The organism is Tahibacter aquaticus, from assembly GCF_004363655.1.
Taxonomy (GTDB): Bacteria; Pseudomonadota; Gammaproteobacteria; order Xanthomonadales; family Rhodanobacteraceae; genus Tahibacter; species Tahibacter aquaticus.
In genome coordinates this window covers 156,314-180,845 of the sequence record NZ_SNZH01000004.1, presented here as the reverse complement: position 1 = coordinate 180,845, position 24,532 = coordinate 156,314, and the positions used below count along the sequence as shown (strand labels likewise).

Below are 24,532 nucleotides of genomic sequence, written 5' to 3'. Positions count from 1 at the left end.
TCGCCGCCCTTTTGTCCAGCGTCGAAGCGTCTCCATGTTCGAGTCCCTGAGTCAGCGCCTGTCGTCCACGATTGAACGCCTGCGCGGCCGCGCCCGCCTCACCGAGGAAAACATCCGCGAGTCGCTGCGCGAAGTACGCATTGCCCTGCTCGAGGCCGACGTGGCCTTGCCGGTGGTGCAGGCGCTGATCGAGCGCATCAAGGTGCGCGCCGTCGGCCAGGATGTATTGAAAAGCCTCACCCCGGGCCAGGCCCTGGTGCGCGTGGTACGCGACGAGATGACGGCCGTCATGGGTACGGTGAACACCGACCTGAACCTCGCCGCCCAGCCACCGGCCGTTGTGCTGATGGCCGGCCTGCAAGGCGCCGGCAAGACCACGACCACGGCCAAGCTCGCGCGTTTCCTGAAAGAGCGCAAGAAAAAGAAAGTCATGGTCGTCAGCTGCGACGTCTATCGTCCGGCCGCGATCGAGCAGTTGCGTGTGCTGGCTGAGCAGGTCGAGGTGCTGTTCCACCCCAGCAGTGGCGAGCAGGATCCGGTCGCCATCGCGCGCAGCGCGCTGGATGCGGCGAAGAAGAATTTCGCCGATGTGCTGCTGGTCGATACCGCCGGCCGTCTGCATGTCGATGCCGCCATGATGGCCGAGATCAAGGCGCTGCATGCGGCGCTGAATCCGATCGAGACCCTGTTCGTGGTCGACGCGATGACCGGCCAGGATGCAGCCAATACCGCCAAGGCCTTTGCCGAGGCGCTGCCGCTGTCCGGCGTGATCCTGACCAAGACCGACGGCGATGCCCGCGGCGGCGCTGCCTTGTCGGTGCGCTACATCACCGGCCGTCCGATCAAGTTCATCGGCGCCGGCGAAAAGACCGAGGCGCTGGAACCGTTCCATCCCGACCGCCTGGCCCAGCGCATTCTCGGCATGGGCGACGTGCTGTCGCTGGTGGAGCAGGTCGAGCAGAAGGTCGACCAGGAAAAGGCGCAGAAGCTGGCCGACAAGGTCATGAAGGGCAAGCGCTTCGATCTCAACGACATGCGCGACCAGCTGCAGCAGATGGTCAGCATGGGCGGCATCGGCTCGCTGATCGACAAGCTGCCCAGCGTCAATTCCCTGCCCGAGCACGTCAAGGCCAAGGCCAATGACAAGGAAGTGCTGCGCATGGTCGCCATCATCAACTCGATGACCAAGAAAGAGCGCCGCCATCCGGACCTGCTCAACGGTTCGCGCAAGGCGCGCGTGGCGCGTGGCTCCGGTACCCAGCCGGCTGACGTGAATCGTTTGCTGAAGCAGTATACGCAGATGGAAAAGATGATGTCCAAGCTTGCCGGCGGCGGTATCAAGGGCTTGATGCGCACCATGTCCAACGCGATGAAGGGTATGGGCGGCGGTGGTTTTCCCGGCGGTGGCACGATGCGCTGAACTGTGTTTTATACGGCCGGGTTCGCCAGTTTTGGCGCGGCCCGGCCGAAATTCCCCGGCAGGATGCAGGCAGCGCTTTGAATTTCCGCAGCGCTTGCCCTAGAATGCCGCGTTTCCCGGGGCTCGTTGCGTCCGCGACCGGCCCATCTCCATAGAGAAGATCAAGCAATGGTCAAGATTCGCCTGTCCCGCGGCGGCGCCAAAGGGCGCCCGTTCTATCACATCGTGGTTGCCGACGAGCGCTATGCGCGCGATGGCCGCAGCATCGAACGCCTGGGTTTCTTCAACCCGATCGCCGCCGGCAAGGAAGTGCCGCTGGAACTGAACGTCACCCGTGCCAACGAGTGGATCGCCAAGGGCGCACAGCCGACCGAAAAGGTGCGCGCGCTGATCAAGCAGGCATCCAAGCAGGTTGCTGCTGTAGCAGCCTGAGCCGGTGCAGACAATGAGCGCGGATGAGCAACGCCGCGTTCTGGTCGGCAAGATAGTCGGGGTTTCGGGAACGGCCGGGGCGATAAAGCTCGAGTCCTGGACCGAGCCCCGCATGCAGATCTTCAAGTACCAGCCCTGGATACTGAAATCTGCGCAGACCGAACGGGAAATTGCGGGTTGCCGCGGCCGCGAGCAGGGCAAGGGCATGGTTGCCGCGCTGCCCGGCATCGACGATCGCGACCAGGCCGCAAGCCTGATCGGAACGGAAATCTGGGTATTGCGTTCGGCCTTGCCCAAGCCCAAGCCGGGCGAGTACTACTGGGCCGACCTTGAAGGCATGGATGTCTTCACCGTCGACGGCCAGTCGCTGGGGCAGGTCTCGCACCTGTTCGCGACCGGAGCCAACGACGTGCTGGTTGCGCAGGACGGCGAGCGGCAGCGCATGGTTCCCTTCGTGCTTGAGCAATACGTCAAGCAGGTGGATCTGGACGCACGCCGCATCGTGGTCGACTGGGATCCGGATTTCTAGCCAGGTTTCGCAGCAGGATCTTTAAGCGAGGACAGCGCGGTGCGCATCGACGTCATCACGCTGTTCCCCGAGTTTGTGCGGCAATGTGCGGCGGTCGGCGTGATCGGGCGAGCCCAGGAACGCGGCCTGCTGGCGGTGGAAAGCTGGAATCCGCGCGATTTCGCCAGCGACAACTACCGCACCGTGGACGGACGCACCTGTGGTGGCGGTCCGGGCATGGTCATGCTGATTGCGCCGTTGCGCGCTGCCCTGGCGGCGGCGCGACAGGCTGCAGCCGGCACGGCAAGAACGATTTACCTGAGTCCCCAGGGCGTACGCCTGACTCAGGCCAAAGTGGTCGAGCTGGCGCAGCAGGAGCGGTTGATCCTGCTCTGCGGCCGCTACGAAGGGGTTGATGAACGCCTGCTGGCGCATGAGGTCGACGAGGAAATTTCCATCGGCGACTACGTGCTGTCCGGCGGCGAGTTGGGAGCGGCCGTGCTGATCGATGCGGTCGGCCGGCTGCAGGAAGGCGCGCTCAATGATGCGGCGTCGGCCGAACAGGACTCGTTCGCGAACGGCCTGCTCGATTGCCCGCATTACGCGCGTCCCATGCAGGACGAACTGGGCGATGTGCCCGAAGTGCTGCAATCGGGAAACCATGCGATGATCCGGCGTTGGCGCCTGAAACAATCGCTGGGTCGCACCTGGTTGCGCCGTCCGGACCTCCTGACGCGTACCTCGCTCGACAAGCAGTCGCGCGAGTTGTTGCAAGAATTCCGCCGCGAGTGGCTCGCGGCCGCTGCAGCAGAGCCGGCAACGGCGCCGCTGCAGCAAGAGCCTAGGGCCGGCACGGCGCCGGAAAGATAATTCAGACCAGATTGGTGAGTGTTATGAGCAACCTCCTTCAGCAATTCGAAGCCGCCCAGATCAAGCGTTCCCTGCCGGATTTCGGCCCCGGCGACACGGTGGTCGTCAACGTAAAGGTCAAGGAAGGCAATCGCGAGCGCGTGCAGGCGTACGAAGGCGTTTGCATCGCCAAGAAGAACGCCGGCCTGAACTCGGCCTTCACCGTGCGCAAGATCTCCCACGGTACCGGCGTCGAGCGCGTATTCCAGACCCACAGCGCCGTGATCGACTCCGTGTCGGTCAAGCGTCGCGGCAAGGTGCGCGGCGCCAAGCTGTATTACCTGCGCGGCCTGGAAGGCAAGGCTGCCCGCATCCAGGAAGACCTGGGCAAGCACAACAGCGGCAAGTCGGAGTAATCCGCCTCTGCCGTACGCAAAAAGCCGCCGCTGGGCGGCTTTTTGCGTTGTGGACTTCTCGCCGGCTGGTGGAAAGTCCACAACGTAAATCCCCGGCCGGCTGTTGAAACCCTGCGGCCCGGCCCTATACATCGCGGCGTCGTCCGAACCACTTGAGATCTTCGACCATGACCGAAACCACCGCTCCCCAGACCCGCAAGTTCGAAGCCGAAGTGGCCCAGGTGCTGCACCTGGTCACGCATTCGCTGTATTCGCACAAGGAAATCTTCCTGCGTGAGCTGATTTCCAATGCCTCCGATGCCTGCGACAAGCTGCGCTTCGAAGCGCTGGCGAATCCGGCCCTGACCGAAGGTGACGCCGAGCTGCGCATCGACATCAGCTTCGACGCCGAGGCGCGCACGCTGACCCTGCGCGACAACGGCATCGGCATGAGCCAGGACGAGGTGATCGAGAACATCGGCACCATCGCCCGCTCCGGCACGCGCAAGTTCCTCGAGTCGCTGTCCGGCGATGCGCGCAAGGACACCCAGCTGATCGGCCAGTTCGGTGTCGGTTTCTATTCCGCCTTCATCGTCGCCGACAAGGTCACCCTGATCACGCGCCGCGCGGGCAATGCCCCGGGCGAGGGCGTGCGCTGGGAATCCGACGGCAGCGGCGAATACACCCTGGAAGCGATCGAGGCACCGCGCGGCAGCAGCGTCATCCTGCATCTGAAGCAGGACGAAACCGAATTCCTCAGCGCGTGGAAACTGCGCGACCTGATTTCCAAGTATTCCGACCACATCGCCTTCCCTATCCGCCTGCCGGTGCAGAAGGACGGCAAATCCACCGACGAATTCGAAACCGTCAATCATGCCGCCGCGCTGTGGACGCGGCCCAAGTCCGAACTCAAGGACGAGGACTACCAGGGTTTCTACAAATCCCTGTCGCACGATTTCAATGACGCAGCGAGCTGGACGCACAACCGCGTCGAAGGTTCGCAGAGCTATACGCTGCTGCTGTATCTGCCGGCCAAGCCGCCGCTGGATGCGATGTTCAACGGCCGCGACGAGCGCAAGGGACTGAAGCTGTATATCCGCCGCGTCTTCATCATGGACGCGAGCGAGCAGTTGCTGCCGGCCTATCTGCGCTTCATGCGCGGCGTGGTCGATTCCGACGACCTGCCGCTCAACGTCAGCCGCGAAATCCTGCAGGACAACCGTCTCGTCGCGCAGATCCGCGCCGCCTGCACCAAGCGTTCGCTCGATCTGCTGGAAAAGCTGGCCAACGACGATAAGGAAAAGTTCCAGGCCTTCATCGACAACTTCGGCAACGTGCTGAAGGAAGGCATCGCCGAAGATACGGCCAACCGCGAACGCATTGCCAAGCTGCTGCGCTTTGCCTCGACCGCGTCCGAAGGCCAGGCCCGCACCGTGTCGCTGGACGACTATATCGGTCGCATGACGGTCGGCCAGGAAGCGATCTACTACATCAGCGCCGATGGCTACGGTGCCGCCAAGGGCAGCCCGCAGATCGAAGCCCTGCGTGCGCGCAATGTGGAAGTGTTGCTGATGTTCGACCGCATCGACGAATGGATGCTGGGCTATCTGCACGAATACGCCGGCAAGAAGCTGCGCAACGTGGCCAAGGGTGACCTGGAGCTGGACAAGCTCGGCGACGGCGGCGACAAGCAGGCTCGGGAAGAAGCGGAAAAAGCCGCCGAACCGGTACTGGCCAAGCTGAAGGAACTGCTGAGCGAGCGCGTGCGCGACGTGCGCGTCAGCCAGCGCCTGACCGACTCGCCGTCCTGCCTGGTGCTGGACGAGTACGACATGGCCTCGCACATGCAGCGCCTGATGCGCGAAGCCGGACACGAAATGCCGGCGAGCAAGCCGATCCTTGAAATCAATCCGCAGCATGCGCTGGTCAAGCGCATCGAAGGCGAGGCCGATGCGGCCCGCGCGGCGGAATTCAGCCTGCTGCTGTTCGAACAGGCGCAGCTGATGGACGGCGCGCAGCTGGACGATCCGGCCGGTTTCGTCCGCCGCATCAACGCGTTGCTGGCCGGCGTCTGATGCGCGCTGCCGGGCGCGGGTGGAACGCATGAGCGAGTCGCCGCGCGCGGCATTCGAGGCCGCCTGGGCGCAGGCGCAGGCGGCGTTGCAAAGCGGCAATGCCGCTGCGGCACTGCCGCCGTTGCAGCAGTGCCTGCAGCTGCAGCCACAGCAGCCCGGCCTGTGGCTGCAGACCGCTGTCAGCGCTTTCCAGGCGGAGCAGGGCGGTCTGGCGCGGCAGCTGTTGCAGCAGGCGGCACAGCGCTGGCCGCAGGATACGAATATCGGTTTCCACTTTGCCTATCTGTGCGAACTCGGCGGTGACCTGGCCACCGCGGTCGCGCAGTACCGGCGCACACTGGAAGGCGACCCGAACCATGCGCAAAGCCTGCACAACCTGGCCGGCCTGCTCGCGCGCAACGAGCAGCCCGCTGCGGCGCTGGACTTGCTGCAGCGCCTGATCGAACTCAATCCGGCTGACGCGGGCTTGCAGGTCGCCGCAGCCGAACTTGCCTTGCAGTCGGGTGCTGCGGCACGCGCCCGCACGCTGGCAGGCGCGGCGCTGCTGTTGGCGGCCGACGATGCGGCTGCCCTGCGCGTTTTCGCCAAGGCTGCACGTCACCTGGGCGATCTGAGCACCGCGCTGCCGGCGCTGCAGCGCGCGCTGGCGATGACGCCCGAGCGTGCCGGGCTGATGGCCGACCTGGGCCAGACCCAGATTGACGCCGGCGACTTCGCTGTTGGCCGCCGCACCTTGCAGCAAGCGGCGACGCTGGACCCTCAGCGGCGCACGCTGGACTGGCTCGCGGCGCTGGCGCTGCCGGCACTGCCGCTGAGCGACGACGAAATCGACGCCAGCCGGGCTGATTTCGCCGCACAGCTGGAACGCATCCATGCGGAACTGCGCCTCGATACGCCGGCGCAGATCGATGGTGCCTACGAGGCGATCTGTCGCGTATTGCCCTTTCCGCTGCACTACCAGCCGCGCGACAACTGCGCGCTGGGCCGGCGCTACGGCGACCTGGTCCAGCGCGTGATGCAGGCCGCTGGCGGTGCGCTGGGCGAAGCTCCTGTGCCACGCGCCGAAGCACAGCGTCTGCGCGTGGGGTTCGTCAGCGCGGAACTGCGCGAGCACACGGTCACGCGCTATTTCGGCCGCTGGCTGGAACAGCTGGACGCGCAGCGCTTCGAGCGGCATGCCTGGCATTGCGGCGCCATCGTCGATGCGACGACGCAACAGATCGCGCAACAGGTAGATTTTTTCCAGCACGCGCCGTTTGCACCTCTGCAGATTGCGCAACGCATCCGTGCCGCCCAGCTCGACGTCGTGGTGCTGCTCGACGTGGGCATGGACGCTCACATGCACGCGCTGGCTGCGCTGCCGCTGGCACCGCGGCAATACCTGGCCTACGGCCATCCGGTCAGCAGCGGCCTGCCGGGCCTGAGCGGCTTCCTCAGTTCGGAACGGCTCGAAAGCGCTGGCGCCGACGGTCATTATCGCGAGCCGCTGCTGCGCCTGCCGGGGTTGGGCGCCCTGCCGCGTCAGCCCCGCCTGCAGGCGCGCGCGTCCTGGCAGCCGCGCCGCGCCGGCGCCGCGCCGCAGCTGCTGTGTGCGCAGAACCTGGGCAAACTGATTCCCGCCTTCGATGCCACGCTGGCACGTATTGCCGCGGAGAGCGGTGCGCAGATCGCGTTCTACACCGGTCCGGCCGGCATGCAGCCGCTGGAGCAGCGCTTTCTCGCCCGCATCGGCAGCGCGTTCCGCGACCGCGGACTCGATCCGGACCAGCATCTGCTGATGCGCGCGCGCACGAGTTACGCCGATTACCTCGACGACCTGGCCCGCGCTGACCTGGTGCTGGATTCGCCCTGGTTCTGCGGCGGCGCGACCAGCCTGGACGCCTGCCATGTCGGCGTGCCCGTTGTGACCTGGGAAGGCGAATTCCTGCGTTCGCGCCAGACTGCGGGCATGTTGCGTCTGCTCGATCTGCCCGGCAGCATTGCCGACAACGAAGACGGCTACATCGCCCGTGCGCTGGAGCTGATCGACGATGCCGCCGCCAACCGCGACCTGCGCGAGGCCTTGCGCGCCCGCGCACCGCGCCTGTTCGACGCGGGCGCAGGCCTGGACGCACTGGCTGACCTGCTCGGCCGCCGCAACCGCTGAGAGCTTTTGCATGCAACAGAATTCCGCGCCGCTGGACAGCGTACGCCTCGATGTATGGCTCTGGGCCGCGCGTTTCTTCAAGACGCGCAGCCTGGCCAAGCAAGTCATCGAAGGCGGCAAGGTCGAAGTGAATGGCGCCGGCTGCAAGGCCAGCCGCGCTGTGCGTGTCGGCGACGAACTGCGCATCCTGCGGGGCGAGGACCGCTATACGATCAGCGTGCAAGCCCTGTCCGAGCAACGCGGGCCCGCCAGCGTGGCGCAGACGCTGTATCGCGAAAGCGAAGAAAGCGTTCAGGCGCGCCTGGCCGCCGCGCAGCAGCGCCGGCACGAAGCGACCGGCTACGAGAAGCCTGCGACCAAGCCGGACAAGCGCGCGCGCCGCCTGATCCGGGCCCTGGGCGACATCGACAGTCTGTAGCGCGGCGAAGCAGGGCTGACGGCGGGTCCGCAGGCACTGTCGCATCGCCACCGGATTTTTCGCGCCGCGGCCTGCGACGTCGCCGGCGGGTTCGCTACGCCTGCCCCGACCTACGTAAAATGCGCCTCCACCCGCTGCCGCCGCTGCCATGTCGACACCGCCCAATCGCCAGGTACTGGAACTGTTCGCCAAGGCCCGGGCCTATCACCGCAGCGGCCAGTTCGGCCAGGCCGAAAGCCACTACCTGCGCGTAACCAAGCTCGATGCCAGCAATGCCGAGGCCTGGCATCTGCTCGGCGTAGCGGTTTACCAGATGGGAAAGGTGGACAAGGCGATTTCGCACTATCGCCGCGCGGTGGAGCTACGTCCGCGCGCGGCCGAGATGCTCAACAATCTCGCGCTCGCGCTGCGTGCCAAGGGCGATCTTGCCGCTGCCGCCGACTACTTTGCCCAGGCCCTGCGCGCACGTCCCGAATATGTGCCGGCGGCGTATAACCTCGCTTTGCTGCGCGAGCAGGCCGGCGATGCGGCCGCGGCCGAGCAGGCCTATCGCCAGGCCCTGGTGGGCGAACCCGACGCACTGAATACGCTGACCAATCTGGGCAATCTGCTGCGCAAGCAGGGCCGTCTGGACGAAGCCGAACGCTTTCTGCTGCGCGCACAACAGTGTCACGGCAAGGACGCCACAGCCAACGGCAATCTCGCCCTGCTGCGCCTGGACCAGGCACGGCATGCGCAGGCACGCGAACTGGCCGAAGCCGCAACGCGACTGCAGCCGCAGGCGGCGCCCTGGTGGGAAGCGCTGGGCACGGCCTTGCGCCTGGCCCAGGACGCAGATGCGGCTGTGGCGCCTTTGCAGCGTGCTGCGTCACTGGCGCCCGATGTGGCCGCCATCCATCTGCAGTTGGCGCTGGCGAAGCAGGAAAGCGGCAACGCCGATGCAGCGCAGCAGTCTTTCGCGCAGGCTCTGGCCCTGGCGCCGCAGTGGGAGCGCGCGCGCTGGGAAGCTGCCTTGAGCGTGCCGGCGATTCCCGCCGACGATGCGGCAGTGGCGACAGCGTTGGCGCATTTCGATAGTGGTATCGCCGCACTGCTGCGCGATCCGGGCCGGCCCGAGGCCGCCTTCGAGGCTGCGCAGTGTGTCGGGATTTTCGGCCTGCACTACCTGCCGGGCGATCACACGGCGCGGCAGCGCCGTTTCGGCGAACTGATTACGACTGTCGCAGCGCAGGCGCGGCCGCACTACGCGCAGCCACCCGGCTGGCGCGCGCTGGCGCATGGTGGACGTCTACGCGTCGGCTTCGTCAGTGCCTATCTGCACCAGCATGTGGTGGAACGGTATTTCGGCGGCTGGATTCTCGGCCTGGACCCGGCGCGTTTCGAGCGCCATGTCTGGTATACCGGCGCCAGTGCGGATGCGCGCACGGCGGCATTGCGTGCAGCGGTAGATCACTACGCCGAACCGGAGGGCTCTTTCGACGAACTGGCCGCTGCGCTGCATTCGGCACAATTGGATGTAGTGATTTATCTCGATGTTGGCCTGGACCCGCGCCAGCAGGCCCTGGCGGCGCTGCGCCTGGCGCCGCTGCAGTGCGCTGCCTACGGCCATCCGGTCAGCACGGGCCTGGCGACGATCGACTACTTCCTATCGGCGCAGGCGCTGGAACCGGCCGATGCCGCCGCGCACTACAGCGAATCGCTGCTGTCATTGCCGGGGTTGGGCTGCGAACCTCGCCCGCCGGCTGCCGCGGCCGCATTCGATGTCGCCGCCGAATTGCGTGCCGATGGACGGCCCTTGCTGCTGTGCCTGCAGAACCTGATCAAGCTGCCGCCGGCTTTCGACGATGTACTCGCGCGCGTGCTGGTGCAAAGCGGCGCACGCCTGGTGATGTTCAATCGCGGCCACGGCATCACTGCACGCTATCGTGCGCGGCTGGTGACGGCTTTGCGCCTGTACGGACTGGATCCGGACGATTGCCTGCACATGGAAGATGCGCGGCCCTATGCGCAATTCCTCGCGCTGGTGCGGCAGGCCGATCTCATCCTCGATTCGCCCGGCTTCAGCGGTGGCGGTACCAGTCTCGATGCCTTGGGCATGGGCACGCCCGTGCTGACCTTTGACGGCTTCTTCGCGCGTGGAAGGCAGACCGCGGCAATGCTGCGCATGCTCGACCTGCCGCAGCTGGTTGCCAGCAGCGACGACGACTACGTCGCCAAGGCTGTCGCCTTGTGCGCCGACCCAGCGGCGCGGCAGAAGTTGCGTACGCAGATCGAACAGTGCAATGCCGGTCTTTTCCACAATGCCGACGTGCTGCCAGCGCTGGAGAATTTCCTCTACACCGCCGCAACCTCCACGTAGGGCGCGATGAGCAGCGCGAATTGCGCCGCGAGGCCCTACAGCAATGCCCGCAACCGGTAGATCGCCTCCAGCGCCGACTTCGGCGTCAGTTCGTCCGGATCGAGCTCGCGCAGCGCTTTTTCCGCTGCCGACGATTGCGCGAACAAGCCCATCTGCTGCGGCATGCCCAGCGCTGCGGCGCTGGTGGCGGCCGGCACTGAGGCCGGCTGCTGCTCCAACGCCGCCAGATAGCGCCGCGCATTGGTAATCACGCCCTTGGGCAGGCCGGCCAGCGCGGCCACCTGCAGACCGAAGCTGCGATTGGCCGGGCCTTCCTTCACCGCATGCATGAACACCAGGCTGTCGCCGTATTCGACCGCATCCAGATGCACGTTGGCGATGCCGGCGTACTGCTGGCTCAGTTCGGTCAGCTCGAAATAATGCGTGGCGAACAGGGTGAATGCCCGATTCTTGTCCGCCAGCTGCACCGCACAGGCCTTGGCCAGGGCCAGGCCGTCATAGGTCGAGGTGCCGCGGCCGACTTCGTCCATCAGCACCAGACTGTGAGATGTGGCATTGTGAAGAATGTTCGCCGTCTCGGACATTTCCACCATGAAGGTGGACTGGCCGCGGGAAAGGTCGTCGCCGGCACCGATGCGGGTGAAGATGCGATCGACAGGCCCGATGCGGGCTGCGTCCGCTGGCACGAAACTGCCGATATGCGCCAGCAGCACGATCAGCGCGGCCTGGCGCATATACGTCGATTTGCCGCCCATGTTCGGGCCGGTGATGACCAGCATGCGGCGGCTGTCATCGAGCAGCAGGTCGTTGGGCTCGAACGGATCGTCGCGAACCTGTTCCACCACCGGATGACGGCCGCGGCGGATATGTATGCCGGCTTCGGAGGTCAGCTCCGGTGCGGCCCAGTTCAGGGCTTCGGCACGGTCGGCCAGCGACGCCAGTACGTCCAGCTCGGCCATCGCCGCAGCGGCTTGCCTGAGCGCCTGCAACTGCGCGTTCAAGCTATCCAGCACCCCTTCGTACAGTGCGCGTTCGCGCATCAGCGAACGCTCCCGTGCCGACAGCACCTTGTCTTCGAAGCTTTTCAGTTCCTCGGTGATATAGCGCTCGGCGCCCTTGATGGTCTGGCGCCGGGTGTAGTGCGTAGGCGCGCGATCGACATGGGAATTGGTGATTTCGATGTAGTAGCCGTGAACGCGGTTGTAGCCGACCTTGAGGGTTGCAATACCGCTGGCTTCGCGCTCGCGCTGCTCCAGGTCGAGCAGGAACTGGTCTGCATTGGTGGACAGGACGCGCAACTCGTCCAGCTCGACGTCGAAATCGCTGCGCAGCACGCCGCCGTCGCGCAGCAGGGCTGGTGGCTGATCGACGATCGCCGTCGCCAGGTAATGCGCAGTGGCAGCATGCTCGCCCAGGCTGTCGAGCAGGCGAGTCAGCAGCGGGCTGTCGGCGCCGGCCAGGCGTTCGCGCAGTTGCGGCGTCAGTTGCAGACCGTCACGCAAGGTGGACAGATCGCGCGGCCGCGCCGAACGCAGGGCGACGCGGGCGAGTATGCGTTCCAGATCGCCGATGCCGCGCAGCACCTCGCGCAGGCCGCCGCCACGGCGTTCGTCGATCAGCGCGGCGATGGCCTGGTAGCGATGGCGCAGCAGATCCTGGCCGCGCAGCGGCCGGTGCAGCCAGCGCTTGAGCAGGCGCGCGCCCATCGGAGTGACGCTGTGGTCGAGCACGCCGAGCAAGGTGTGTTCGCTGCGCCCGCTGGCATGTGTGTCCAGTTCGAGGTTGCGCCGCGTCGCGGCATCCAGGGCAATCGTCTCGGCGGCATTCTCCACCGCGAGGCCGGACAGATGTGGCAAAGCACTCTTTTGTGTTTCTTCCACATAGCCCAGAAGGCAGCCCGCCGCGGCAACCGCCAGCGGCAGGCCCTCGCAACCGAAGCCCGACAGGTCGCGCGTACCGAAGAAACGGCAGAGCTGGCGCGTCGCCGTCTCGCCGTCGAAATGCCAGGGTGCGCGCTTGCGCAGGCCCGGCAGCTCGCTGACGAAGCGCGGCCAGGCCACGTCCTCGCTGACCAGGCTTTCCGCCGGCTGCAGCCGCGCCAGCTCCGAGGCCAGGGCTTCGGCGCTGGCGGCTTCGGTCAGCAAGAAGCGGCCGCTGGCCAGATCGACCCAGGCCAGGCCATAGCCGGTCTTGCCGGCGGCAATGGCGAGCAGGAAATTGTCGCGGCGTTCTTCCAGCAGGGCTTCGTCGGTCACCGTGCCCGGCGTGATGACGCGCACGACCTTGCGTTCGACCAGACCCTTGGCCAGTGCCGGATCGCCGATCTGCTCGCAGATCGCCGCCGACTCGCCCAGCTTGACCAGCCGTGCCAGATAGCCCTCGGCCGAGTGATGCGGAATGCCTGCCATGGGAATCGGCTGGCCGGCCGAATTGCCGCGCTGGGTCAGGGTGATGTCGAGCAGCCGTGCCGCCTTGCGGGCGTCGTCGTAAAACAGTTCGTAGAAATCGCCCATGCGGAAAAACACGAGCGTCTCGGGATAGTCGGCCTTGGCGGCAAAGTATTGGCGCATGAGTGGGGTATGCTCACTGCTGCCGGACTTGCCCGTTAAAATATCTTTTGAAACAATTGGTTGTTCGCTTGTCTGGGCGGTCATAATCAATGAGCTGTGTTCCGATGTAGTCATTTTTCGGGGTAATGTGTGTCCATATGGTGTCCATGGGCCTTTGATTGCACTGGCCCTTGTGTCCATAGAACATGGAGGCGTGGCACAATTAGCTGGCCATGGACACACGGGGTGCAGGATGCCGCAACCTAAGGTTGTGAAGTATCGCCTGTCGCAAGCTCAACTGCGGGGGCTGGACGTCGGGCAGCGCCCGGTGCTGGACTCGCAGGGAAAGACGACGCTTGAGCCGAATCCCGGCCGCAGTCCTTATCGCTTCGCCGACGGTTCGCAAGGTGCTCCAGCTGGCTTCACCATCTATGTCGGCCCCAAGGGCGCGTTCTACGAGATCCGGTCAAGAGTCGGAACGAAGGCGGTGCGCATCTCGCTCGGATCAGTTGCTGAACTCACGCTTTCCAAAGCCCACGAACTCGCCGGTGCCAAGCGGTCCTTCATCCGGGAAACCGGCGAGGATCCCCGCCGAGTCCTGGTGGAGGCCCAGGCCGCGCAGGATGCGCGCGCACTCACGGTGGGCCGCGCCCTGCAAGGCTATGTCGACTATCTGAAAAGCTTGCAGGCGCGGGGCAAGGTCAAGGCCACCGGTGTTGAGGGCGCCGAGGATTCGCTGGTCCGCCTGTCCCGGCCTGAGGTCGATCTGGCCGATGTGGCGATCACCAGCTTGACCGACGAGTTGATCAAAGATGCTTGGAATCGGCTCCGGCATTCCGCGATGACCCGGTCCAATCGCGTGCCGACCGAGGTCAAGAAGAAGCTGATCCAGGCCGGAGCCTGGTGGTGTCTAGACCGCGCTGCACTGGTCTCGCAGCTACGCCTTACCGGGAAGAACGTGGAGCTGGCCTACGCGGCCGGAATGGCAGCGGCCGAGCATACGATGGCCGATGCCTCGCGTGCGGTCGACCGGGTCATCAATCAGGAGCGCAAGGCGGCCGATGCGGCATTGCGCCGCCCCGCGTTGATGCACAACCCGTTCACTGTGCTGGCCGACGAAGGTCTTTATCGGTCGACCCGTGAGCTGCGCAAGCACTACGAGGCGGCACGGGTGCGAAATCCGCTGGGCGTCGATGACACCGCTACGGGGCAACGATCGCTGCCGACGGTGCTGAAATCGCTAGTCGAGCGTCGCGACATGCAGAACGGCCGCAATGCCACCGCAATCGACTACATCTTGCTGACCCTGCTATGGGGAACGCGACGCAGCGAATCCGCTCGGCTGTGCTGGTTCGAAAGCTGCTCGCCGGAAGAATTGCGCGGCCTAGCCTCATGGGTGTGGCTGGCACCGACATCGACGGCGAAGAATCCCATCACCGGCTTGCGCGGCTCACAAGTCTTCCTGCACGACACGAAAGCCGGCGAAGCTCAACTGCTGCCTGTGGCTTACTTCGCTGAGCGCGTACTGCGTTGGCGTGTGGACGCACGCAGGGAAGCGGAGCAGGCGCTGGCCGCCGAGATCGAGAAAGGCCGCTCGGCAGCTGCTGCCGTTCGTTCCCGCACGCGGGACGTTGTGGTGCGTGCGAAGGCCGATGCCGTAGTAGAGCGTGCCGAATGGCGCTTGGAGCAGGTGGGGCGCTGGGTGTTCCCGGCGCGCAATCCGAACGCCGTTGCCGGTCACTACCTCGATAGCAAATCGATCCTGGCCACCATCCGAGAAGATGCGAGTTTGTCGGATATTGGCCTGACGATGCACGATTTCCGGCGGACCATGGGCCGGTTCGCCGCCAAGCTGCTTTCTGGTCACATGGTCAGTCAGTTGCTCAGGCACCACAATCCCGACGACAAGGCGACGGCGATGGCCGAAGTCAGTCAGCGCTATTCCGAGGCAGAGTGGCCGGATCTGCGTGCGGCGATGGCCAAAGTGGATGAAGCCATCATTGCCACGAGTCCTTCGACCTGGAACCTGCTGCGTGAGGCAGGCAACGAAGCTTATCCTCGCTTGGACGAGCGCGACGACACGCCGTTGAACGTACCCAAATACCGAGGACGCAAGCGTGGGGGCGATTGAAGTCCGAAGGACGCCTAGGGAGGCAGCTGACACCTTGGCGCAACGCCGCGCCGCCGCCGATGCGCGTGCGAACCAGGCCATCGATATCCTTCGTTTGACCGCCGACAGCCGCCGCCATCAAGCGGCAATCGATGTTCTACAGCGGATACTTTTACGCGGCCGGGTGATGCGCTTCGACACGCTGGCGCAGATCCTCGAACCCCAGCCCTGGGTGACCGACGCCCAAGGCTATCTGATGGACCACGTCCTCACCGCTGAGACGGCGATTTTGGAGCACGTTTGCGAAGCCGCACTGTTCGAGGTGCTGGCATTGCCTGACGCACTGGAAAAGCCTTGGGCCGATGTCGAGCAGCGCAAGAAATGGAGTGAGCTGTACGCCGCGACTCTGCGTGCGTTGGCAGATCGTGCCGATGATGCGATGAGAGCTATGCGCGAGGCGGCTGCCTTGCGTCAGGCGCTGGAGAGGCCGGAACAGTAGGCGAAAACAAAGCGGATTGGGGCAGGGCACAGGGACCACGGAGAATTCGCGTGGCAGGTTGAACACCTGTATGCCTCTTTACTACTGGTAAGTGCTTACTCAAACGGCCAATCGGGATGGTCGTTTCCCATCGCTGCAGCCAACTTCGCGCGATCTTCCTCAGTAGAAGCCGGAGCGAGCCCCGGTAGGTCAATCACCTGATCGGCAGACGGTTTCATTTCCTCTTGCGATTGCGCACCCGGAGCGGTACGCCGACCGCCCAGGTGCTGTTCGCCATAGCGACGGAACGCCACTCGCACCGTCGTGGATTTCGCCACACGAGATCGGCTATCCAACACGGCGCCCGCTACCTCTGCTGTTGTCCAATCAGGCACGAGACGCATCACGAGTGACCCGATTGCTGCTCGACTTCGCGACACTTTGCGTCGTGCCTCTGCTCGGTGTCGATCAACTTCCCGCATTTCACGTAAAAGCTTCCGTGCTTGCCGTTGTGCTTCCCGTCGCGCTGCCCGTGCAACTTCGTCATTCATGCGCTGCTCTGCTGCCGAATCGTCCTTCATACGCGGGGCCTGCGAGGTTTCGTGGGAGCGGCTGGATCTGATCGAAGCGGTGCCTCTTGATCCCCATTCGGTTCCGCTTCTTCCGTGACTCGTTTGCGCCCTGGTTCGGGCACGAGTTTCAGTGATGGTGACGTGGGCCAACGCTCGAAAATATGGCGAGCCAATGAGTAAACCATCGTCGCGTTATCCATGAGTTCACGAAGATCGTCGCGTGACAGGTGCTTGTCGGGATCCCGATACTCCGTGGGCATGCCGGGCAGCAGAGATGACGTGTGAATGAAGTAGAGAATTGCTGATTTTAATTCGACGCTGAGATGCATGGTGTGTCCATGTGTTGTGGGTGGTAGCCCCATAAAACTGCAGGCCAACCACTTGCGCAATATGAAAAATATGCGCCCACGTGTGCCTTGTTGCGCCTGCGGTAGAGCGGGCTTTGCGAAAAAGATGCTCGATTCGATCCGTCGTTTTCCGCACGAATACAGAACGCCGCAGCATCGTATGCAGCGTCAGAATGAAGTCACAGCGTGGTGCTCTGATCGAGTCTCGAAAGTCGCGATTTCGTCGAGTTCAACGGGGAAATTTTCGAAGCAAGAGCGCATCTACGCAAACTCTTCGAGTTTGCGCCGCCCTTCGGTCGGCGATGCGCTGGAGCTTCGCCCCAGACCCCGGCGCTGCGCGCCGCAAGAAGAAACGGAGCGAAGCCTGCCGCGTCACTGATCTGCCGCAGTGGGCCTTCGGTCGTCATCTTGCCATTGCTGTTTCGCGATTTACCGTCGACACGAACAGTGCGCAGTGGCGATTACATCGGTGGCCCTCTTTTACGTCGATATCAAGGTATTTAGCCGTGCGAAAGGGCAGTCAGCTACCGCTGCCGCTGCCTATCGCGCGGGGCTTCGTGTCGCCGACGAACGAACGGGACTCGTGCACGACTATCGTCGCCGCAGCGGTGTGGATTCGGTGTCGACTCACGCACCGGCAGATGCACCACTTTGGGCGAGTGATCCCTACGTCTTGTGGAATAAAGCCGAACTTGCAGAAACACGCATCAATTCGCGTGTCGCTCGTGAGCTTGTCGTGGCCCTTCCCGCTGAACTCGATGGGAGCCAACGCAAGGAATTGACCGCTGCTATGTCGCAGCTGCTGGTGGGGCGCTACAGCGTGGCCGTTATGGCGGCTATCCATGAACCAGGGAAAGGAGGAGATGATCGCAATCATCACTGCCATCTGTTGATGACCACACGAGTAGTAGGTTTGGAAGGCTTCGGTGCGAAAGTTCGCCTGCTCGACGATCAGGCAACCGGCCCCGTCGAGGTGAAAGCACTACGCGAGAGCATTGCACTGCTGATCAATCAGCATTTGGCTGGCGCGGGGAAAAGTGCGCGCGTTGACCCCCGCTCGTTGGTGGCCCAGGCCGAAGAAGCAGCGGAACGCGGTGACATGGAAGCGGTGGCCCGGCTTGTACGTGTCCCGCAACGACACGAAGGCAAAGCCGCCACCGCAGCGCGGCGCCGGGGAGAAAGCAGTGGTGCACGGGACGCCAATTCGTCTATTCGAACCGACAACCGTGCGCTCGCTCACTTCGCTCGACTGCGTACCGTGGAGTTACGTCAGGAGATCGAGGCGAAGAATCGAGCAGGTATTGATCGGAAGCGCAGACCTCGCCGCAGCCGCCCCGCCGGTTTGCCAACACCACGACCTCACAGGCCGCGCCGGCTACCTCAAGAGTCTCGCAACCCCTATCTGGCAGCGCTCGCGGAAACTGTCGCACTCATGAAACGCCAAGCAAAAGAAACACTGCGCCTTGGTCGCAGGCGAGGGCACGAATTGGAACGCGAACTTCGGGAGGCTAGGCTGCGGGGAGATCGAGCAAGGCTACATCCAACCGATCGCTGGGATACGGACTTGTGGCGCACAGCAGTCGACCGCGAATCACGACAGACAAGCGCGGGCCATTCGGTGTTGCGCTCACCGGAAGCATTGCCAGCGCCACGGATAGCCCCGAAGACAATCGATGACGTCTCTGCAGCTGATCCAGTGCTAGCGAGTGAGCGCATCGCACTGAGCGATCCTCCTTCGGCCGAAGTCACTCCTGCACCTCAGGCATGCACTGAAGCGGTGGAAAGAGTTCAGTCGGTAGTAGGTGAAGTTCGTCACCGAGAATTCCCCGAGAACAAAAACCCGGAGTCTGTGCGTCGAACAGCGTCGCAACGGCAAGAACATTCACCACAGTCGAGCCAGCCGCAGAACCGGCGTCAGTGGGCAGAGTTGCGGCGCAGACAACGTGCAGCAGGAGCTGACCATGCGAAGGAGCAAAAGGGAATCGCGAACGCACCTTTTCCAGGTGCGGAAAAACTGCCTTCGATTGTGTTCCCGGACTCCACGGTGGATAGCCTTCCTATTGCGCAGCAGCCGACAGTGCCGGCGAAGCCACGGCGACCACGGCCGCGATAGGAAGCCGAGAAGCGCTCGTGCTTGCGACGCGAAGCATGACAGTCTCCGCATTTATTGCAGGGCGTTCAAATGTCGAGCTTAGAGCTGTTGACAAGAAAAAGCGAAAGTTTATGTTGTTCCGGGATGGGGTAGCCGATAGCTGCCATGCCCATACGATCAAACTGATCGTCGTCGTTGGTTGCCGCGCGATGTTTCACGCTTAGGAAGGAACCCAGAAGTAAGGACAGAGAGTCCTGCTGTTGTACAAACACGCGGCAGCGTAGGGATAGAGTCAGTGGCCCGGAATACGCAAAATTCCGGGCCACCGAGGGTGTGGTTTCCAGAAGTCCCCACACCTCGACTCTAGCTCACCGGGCCACTACGTCAAGCCGAACTCGGCTTGTCGTGTGGTGCGCGCTGCTTCTTCTCATCTAGAGTCGGAGTTACCCATGAATTTGATGCAATTAATCAGTTTGATCCTCAACCACCCTGAGCTAACTAACGTCCGTATCGGGCGTCTGTGCCGTGCCAGTTCACGCACCGTTTGTCGCTATCGAAGACGCGTTGCCCAGGCGACGGCGGTTGAGCCGCTTTCCGAATTAGACCTCAGCGACGAGCAGCGGCTGCGACGGCGGCTGAATCAGCCACGCTACACGCCACCGACCAAAACCGCGATCGATTGGGCTGAAACAGAAAAAGTGCTGAGCCAGCCGAACGTCACGCTACGTGACGCGTGGGAAAACTACCGGGCGAACCAGCCCCGTCCTCATCTGAGTTGTTCACGGTTTCGGCGAAAGGTGCGTGCCCGGTTGGGTCGGACGGAAACCCGGTGGACGCGAAAGCCGGGCATAGATTCTGCGTCAGAGAATTCCTTGCTATGAAGCGGCGAGAATTTGATATCGAACCTGGGATCATTATTCCGAGAAGCTTTTTCTTATTTTGGATGTACTGCAGAACACTCCGATCGCCTAGGGAGGGAAAGCAATTCGTAGAAGACAGGGAATCTCTCGATAATTTCTCAACCTCTGCATCTGCTGGTTTACGAAAAAAAGTCAGAAAAAGTTCAAAAAAAGTAATTTAAATCAGCGAGTTGCAAGTATTTTAGTCGACAGTAAAATCGGCAATAAATGCGAAAAAGGTTTTGAAAATAGGGGCTTGCGGGTTCGTTACTTTCTGGTATGTCTAAGGGTCTCCCCGCCACTGGGGAGAGTCGTAGACCACCGTCCCCGCAGGGACGCGCAAACGAAAGAGGCCCGAACTCCGTAGGAAGAGTTCGAGCCTCGTTGACGCGGATTTTGACAGGACCGCATCGGCATCGTAGCGCGAAACCCGTCGTCGTCAAGAGTGCTCAGGCATTCGGCGATGGCCTACGGCTTCCTTTTACCTGGAGCATGCCGATGTCCAATGCCGCTAAATCCCTTTTCAATACGATTTCCGTCCCTTCGACTGACGGTCCTCAGACCACCCCGGTTCAGCCTGGACGTTTCTACCACGTCAGCCACGAACTGGTGCCGTCGCTGACTGATCCCCGCCGTCATATCTACGTCCTGCGGACCTGGGGCAGCGACAGCAAACCCGTTCGATTTGAGCCGTTGGTCCAGTATTTTGATCATCTTGGAAAGCGCTGCGAGCCCAAGCGTCAGCGACGGATCGCAGGCATGGTGGGTCGGCTGCACGATTTCACCCAGGCACATGCCCTCAGCGGTTCCAGCGAACCCCTGTGGGTCGCGTTTCCCGAGGCATTGGTGGGCGGGACCGAGCATTTGACGGGTCCACTGAAAGATCTCATGTGGCCTCCCGCCTCGCCGGTGTCGGCGCGCGCGCGGCTCGGTTTGCTCAACGGATTCCTGGAATGGGTGAGCGACCGCGCGGGGTCGCCGGTGACGTCCGCACCCTGGCTTGATCCACTGCTGACCGCCCGTCGTGCCTCGCAGCGAGCGCGCCACGCGACCTTGCCGTATCGGGCACATACGTGGGATGCGCATGAGCGTGGCCGTGCTTCAGCACGCCAACCGGTGGTGATTGATCGTGATGCCGTTGCTTTCGACGAAAGGCATTTGGAGGAACTGTTGTTCGTCGGTTTCCGCCGAACTGGCGCGCTCCCCGAGCACGGGGCGCTGTCCCTCGATCTGAAGGATGTCCTGATCACCATTCTGCAGCACGGTGGTGGCCTGCGGTCGTGCGAGGCGTTTCACCTCTTTGAGGACGATATAGGGATAGATCCGAACGATCCGCTCAGCGCAGAAGTTCGGCTCTACCATCCCGAAGATGGCTGGGCGCCATCTCATGCCCAGCTGAAGCGCGCAGGGCGCGATGCCGTGCGGCGCGAGGAATATTTGCGCGAGTGGTACGGCAGGGTTCCGCGCAACCGTGATGCTTCTGGTCAGCACGCCGGGTGGAAGCATCTTCGCCTTGATCGTCCTGGTGAGGCGTATTCAGTCGTCCGGTGGTTTCCGTCCGAGTGGGGGCGCGTGTTCCTGCATCTGTTTAATCTGTATCTGGCCCATCAGCGTCCTACTGCGGCCGGGCATCCGTTTCTGTTGGTGAGCGACCATGGCCCTGAGCGCGGGCAGCCCTACACGCTGCAGAGCTATCGGCAAGCGCACGCCATTGCGATACGACGGATCGGATTGAAGGTAGCCAAGTCCTTGGGCACTACTCCGCATGGGCACCGGCACGCCTACGGGCGGCGTCTCGCCGCCGCCGAGGTGTCGACCGGTGTCGTGCAGGTCGCCATGCACCATCGCTCACCGCTCTCGCAGCTCGTCTACACCGCACCCACGACAAGAGAGATCGCGGATGAGATAGAGCGGCTTAGCCGCCGCTTGCTAGGACGCTTCGGTGCCCTCAGCGAGCCGTCCGAGGATGGGGGTGACGAATGAGCGTTCCTTCGAACTTCCTGAAAGCGGACACTTCACCGTTTCGCCTCGGCAACCAGGATCCTGAGTTTGGTTGGGTGACATCGCAGGACTCTGCGATGGAACTCTGGCGGTCGGCGCTGGCCGAGTGGGTGCGCGAGCTGCTCCATCCAGCACCGGCAATGCAGCACGGCCGCGAACTGATCCGGTATCTGTGGCGGTATCCGACCGTCACGCGCGACCCTCGGCAGTTTTGTCGTGCGGACTATCAAGCCCCTGTCGATCTGGCGGTGTTCCTCGACAAACCGGATTGCCGTTCAAACAGCGCTGCCAATATGCATAACGGCATTTATCGATTCTTCTGCTGGCTCTTGCACGAGAGGCCATCGGGACCGTTGACGGCTGACGGGGGAAGCTATCGCAACCCTCTGAGCCGAAAACCACTGGCCGCCGGCCCGGCGCGTACCCACCGCACGGCGATGCCACTGGCGTTGCTCGACGCTTTGGCCGACGTGCTGACGGCTGACGACTATGCGTGGCCGAAGACGCTGGCTGTGGACTGGATCACCGATGTCCACGGCGTGCGGGTCTGGTGCCCCGTGCGCGCGATAGCGGCATTGATCAAGGTGCTCCTGCCGCTGCGGCTGGCAGACGTGCGGTTCCTGGAGTCGAGCGAAGGCGACCTGGAGCGATTCACGCCGGACGGTTGGGTAACGAACCCCACACCCTGCTGCTCTGGGCGGCGCGGCTCGGCACCGCAACGCGGCTTCTTACAACGTCTGCAGGGCGCAGATCGGACGGTGTTCTTCGTGAACACGGACAAAGGCTACGACCGCCTGAAACATGCGCACCATCCTGGTCGGACAATGCCATGGCCCCAACCGCAGGTCGAGCAAGCCGTCTACGAACTTGAGGCGTGGCAAGAGCAACACAACCCGGTGACTACACCAACCCGGTGGACGACGTTGCAGGACCGGCGCGTGCGCAGGGATCCGAAAGCCTACAACCGGCAACCCGACGCGTTCTTCCTTTTCCGCGATCCTCGGGGAACGTTGCCAGCCGAGCCAGTTACCGACGCCGATATGCGGTCGATGTGGCTGGCGCTGATGGACGAAACGGAGCGGCGGTTGAAGCGAGGCGATTACCCCGCGCTGGCGGCTGCGGTTCCCCGGTTGATTAGCGCGCGCTCGGCCAAAGGCCGGCCGCTGCGCGCGGTCTATGACACGCACACACCGCGCGTGACCTACGCGACGGAGCTGGAAAAAGCCAAGGTGCCGTTGGGCGCGATCGCGAAATGCCTCGGTCATTCCAGCGAGCGCATGACCAGTCACTACTTGGCGCCGTCCGATGCCAGCATTGCCGCGACCTTGAGCGAAGCGGAGCAGCTGTTGCTGGAAAGTCGCAGTGCCAACTTGGCGGCCTGCGAGGTGCCTGGGATCCGGTCTTTGTGGGTGCCGGCTCGGAGCGCTATCAGTCCCGGGCTCTCCGGTAGCGAAGCAGGCGGCTTGGCATCAGCGGTGTCGGCTGTAACGGGCTTTGGCGTCTGTCCGGTCGGTGCTGGCCGCTGTCATGTTGGTGGGCCGGTGACCGCCGAAGGCGTGCATGGTCCTGCACCGGGCGGCGCCGATCGGTGTTTGCAGTGCCGTTTCTTTGCTACCAGTCCGGCGCACCTGCCGGGGTTGCTGGATCGCCTCACCACGTTGAGCAGAGCGTTCGTTCGTTGCATCGCCACCTACTGGCGACGGGAGTTTGATACGCGCGAGTGCGAAGACGGCTGGAACGCGGCGAAGGATGCGGCGGCACGTTCGGATCTGCAGGAGCGGTTCGTGGCGGCGAAGCAACGCTCGGACGAAGCGCTCAGCGCACTGACCGCATTGCAGCCGTCGTGGGAAGCCGCATTGACGGCGGTGACCCGGTGCCGAGCAACGTCTCACACAGCGGCACAGGGCGTCGACCTGGTGCTCAACGGCACGTCCGATGATTGGGCCGAGGCACAAGCGGCCGCGAAGGAGCCTGACGTCCTGCGTGCCCTAATGGAGGACGCGCGAGTGCACTACGGCCCGGATGTAGCGTGTGCCGATCGCGCTCGCGAGTTGGCCGACTACCTGGTCATGACGCACTGTGTGGAGCCGCCACCCGCCCCGTTGAGCGTGGAGGACGCGAGAGCTGTCGCGGTGGCGCAGCTGGCCTGGCGGGAGCGGGTAGCAAGCGCTCAGGAGGCAAGCAAAGGGCTGCCACAACGGACACTGTGGTCGTTGGCGGAAAGCCAGTGCTCAAACTGACGGCCAGCACGGATCCGAGCACCCTGTGCGCTGAGTTGTGCACCGCCTATCCCCGGCGAGCAGCGGTGGTGCGGCGGCTTTTCGACGTGTGCTCGGAACTGGAGAAGACGCCGGGCGTGGTCTTCTCGATCGCCTCGGTGGCGGCGGCGTGCGCCAAGGAACGACACCCTGGTGATACGCCGGGACCCGCAGAAGGCACGATCCGAAATCCGGAGGGTGAACCCTATAGGCGGTTGATCACGGCGTTCGCTCAGCGGCACCCCGCTCGGAAGCCGGTGCGTGCGGTGGATCCAAGTGAGGCAGAACTGTTGCGGGCGCCACCGGTGGTGCGGCACCGCGTTCGCCAGCTGGAGCGCTCGGTGGCGAGCTTGCGCGCGGAAAACAAGGTGCTCAAGGACAAGGTATTCCGTTCGCCTGCTGCCACGCCTGACGCCGCTATGCCGGTCGAACCGCAACTGTCTGCCGCAGGTCTGGACGGCTTGCGGGAGTGGCTGTCACCGGCGCATTTGGCGTCGCGCGGGTGGACAGTGGATGGAGGAGGGCGATTGCTCGATGCGCGAGGAACGACCCTGATGGCGTCGGCCGCGTATCGAACGTTGCGGGAGATGGTCGCGGGCTTGCTGCAGAGCTGATTCCGCCGAA

The 24,532-nt window shown here is 63.7% G+C and carries 17 protein-coding genes; 16 read left to right on the top strand and 1 reads right to left on the bottom strand.

Translation table 11 applies throughout. The features are described 5' to 3' along the window. The first annotated feature begins 34 nt into the window (after nucleotides 1-34). The 9 genes from ffh (at nucleotide 35) to DFR29_RS08150 (ending at nucleotide 10,602) form a co-directional block, all read left to right on the top strand. Nucleotides 35-1,420 (top strand): signal recognition particle protein, encoded by a 1,386-nt coding sequence (ffh, locus tag DFR29_RS08190; RefSeq protein WP_133818095.1) that lies wholly within the window; start codon nucleotides 35-37, stop codon nucleotides 1,418-1,420. Nucleotides 1,421-1,588: 168 nt separating this feature from the next. Further along, entirely contained in the window at nucleotides 1,589-1,852 is a 264-nt protein-coding gene (rpsP, locus tag DFR29_RS08185) for a 30S ribosomal protein S16 (protein WP_133818094.1), read from the top strand. Nucleotides 1,853-1,865: 13 nt separating this feature from the next. Next, nucleotides 1,866-2,381, top strand: a complete 516-nt coding sequence (gene rimM / locus DFR29_RS08180) for a ribosome maturation factor RimM (protein WP_133818093.1) — start codon at nucleotides 1,866-1,868, stop codon at nucleotides 2,379-2,381. Between the two features lie 39 nt (nucleotides 2,382-2,420). Continuing rightward, entirely contained in the window at nucleotides 2,421-3,230 is an 810-nt protein-coding gene (gene trmD, locus DFR29_RS08175; RefSeq protein ID WP_133818092.1) for a tRNA (guanosine(37)-N1)-methyltransferase TrmD, read from the top strand. A gap of 23 nt (nucleotides 3,231-3,253) precedes the next feature. Continuing rightward, entirely contained in the window at nucleotides 3,254-3,625 is a 372-nt protein-coding gene (gene rplS / locus DFR29_RS08170) for a 50S ribosomal protein L19 (RefSeq protein WP_133818091.1), read from the top strand. 167 nt (nucleotides 3,626-3,792) lie between these two features. Next, entirely contained in the window at nucleotides 3,793-5,679 is a 1,887-nt protein-coding gene (htpG, locus tag DFR29_RS08165) for a molecular chaperone HtpG (protein ID WP_133818090.1), read from the top strand. A 28-nt stretch (nucleotides 5,680-5,707) separates the two neighbouring features. Continuing rightward, nucleotides 5,708-7,825, top strand: a complete 2,118-nt coding sequence (locus DFR29_RS08160) for an O-linked N-acetylglucosamine transferase, SPINDLY family protein (protein WP_133818089.1) — start codon at nucleotides 5,708-5,710, stop codon at nucleotides 7,823-7,825. 10 nt (nucleotides 7,826-7,835) lie between these two features. Next, nucleotides 7,836-8,243 (top strand): RNA-binding S4 domain-containing protein, encoded by a 408-nt coding sequence (locus tag DFR29_RS08155; RefSeq protein ID WP_133818088.1) that lies wholly within the window; start codon nucleotides 7,836-7,838, stop codon nucleotides 8,241-8,243. Between the two features lie 148 nt (nucleotides 8,244-8,391). Next, nucleotides 8,392-10,602, top strand: a complete 2,211-nt coding sequence (locus tag DFR29_RS08150; protein ID WP_133818087.1) for a tetratricopeptide repeat protein — start codon at nucleotides 8,392-8,394, stop codon at nucleotides 10,600-10,602. Nucleotides 10,603-10,637: 35 nt separating this feature from the next. On the opposite strand, the gene mutS is transcribed toward DFR29_RS08150, so the two are convergent. Continuing rightward, nucleotides 10,638-13,256: a DNA mismatch repair protein MutS gene (gene mutS, locus DFR29_RS08145; RefSeq protein ID WP_243745991.1), complete on the bottom strand. Its 2,619-nt coding sequence runs from the start codon at nucleotides 13,254-13,256 to the stop codon at nucleotides 10,638-10,640. A gap of 148 nt (nucleotides 13,257-13,404) precedes the next feature. Here mutS and DFR29_RS08140 point away from each other — a divergent pair, with 148 nt between their 5' ends. The 7 genes from DFR29_RS08140 (at nucleotide 13,405) to gmtX (ending at nucleotide 24,522) form a co-directional block, all read left to right on the top strand. Next, entirely contained in the window at nucleotides 13,405-15,282 is a 1,878-nt protein-coding gene (locus DFR29_RS08140; protein ID WP_133818085.1) for a DUF4102 domain-containing protein, read from the top strand. Between the two features lie 34 nt (nucleotides 15,283-15,316). Beyond that, entirely contained in the window at nucleotides 15,317-15,760 is a 444-nt protein-coding gene (locus DFR29_RS08135) for a hypothetical protein (RefSeq protein WP_133818084.1), read from the top strand. A 1,352-nt stretch (nucleotides 15,761-17,112) separates the two neighbouring features. Then, a complete protein-coding gene (locus tag DFR29_RS08130; RefSeq protein WP_166653955.1) occupies nucleotides 17,113-18,771 on the top strand; it encodes a MobA/MobL family protein in 1,659 nt (552 codons plus the stop codon). A gap of 428 nt (nucleotides 18,772-19,199) precedes the next feature. Further along, nucleotides 19,200-19,631 carry a hypothetical protein gene (locus DFR29_RS08125; RefSeq protein ID WP_133818082.1) on the top strand — a complete coding sequence of 144 codons (432 nt, stop codon included), beginning with the start codon at nucleotides 19,200-19,202 and terminating at the stop codon, nucleotides 19,629-19,631. Nucleotides 19,632-20,147: 516 nt separating this feature from the next. Beyond that, nucleotides 20,148-21,632: a gamma-mobile-trio recombinase GmtY gene (gene gmtY, locus DFR29_RS08120; RefSeq protein WP_166653954.1), complete on the top strand. Its 1,485-nt coding sequence runs from the start codon at nucleotides 20,148-20,150 to the stop codon at nucleotides 21,630-21,632. Then, complete coding sequence (locus DFR29_RS08115; protein WP_133818080.1) at nucleotides 21,629-23,890, top strand: VPA1269 family protein; 2,262 nt, start codon at nucleotides 21,629-21,631, stop codon at nucleotides 23,888-23,890. Before gmtY ends, DFR29_RS08115 begins: the two co-directional genes overlap by 4 nt. After that, a complete protein-coding gene (gmtX, locus tag DFR29_RS08110) occupies nucleotides 23,878-24,522 on the top strand; it encodes a gamma-mobile-trio protein GmtX (protein WP_133818079.1) in 645 nt (214 codons plus the stop codon). Before DFR29_RS08115 ends, gmtX begins: the two co-directional genes overlap by 13 nt. Nucleotides 24,523-24,532 lie beyond the last annotated feature (10 nt).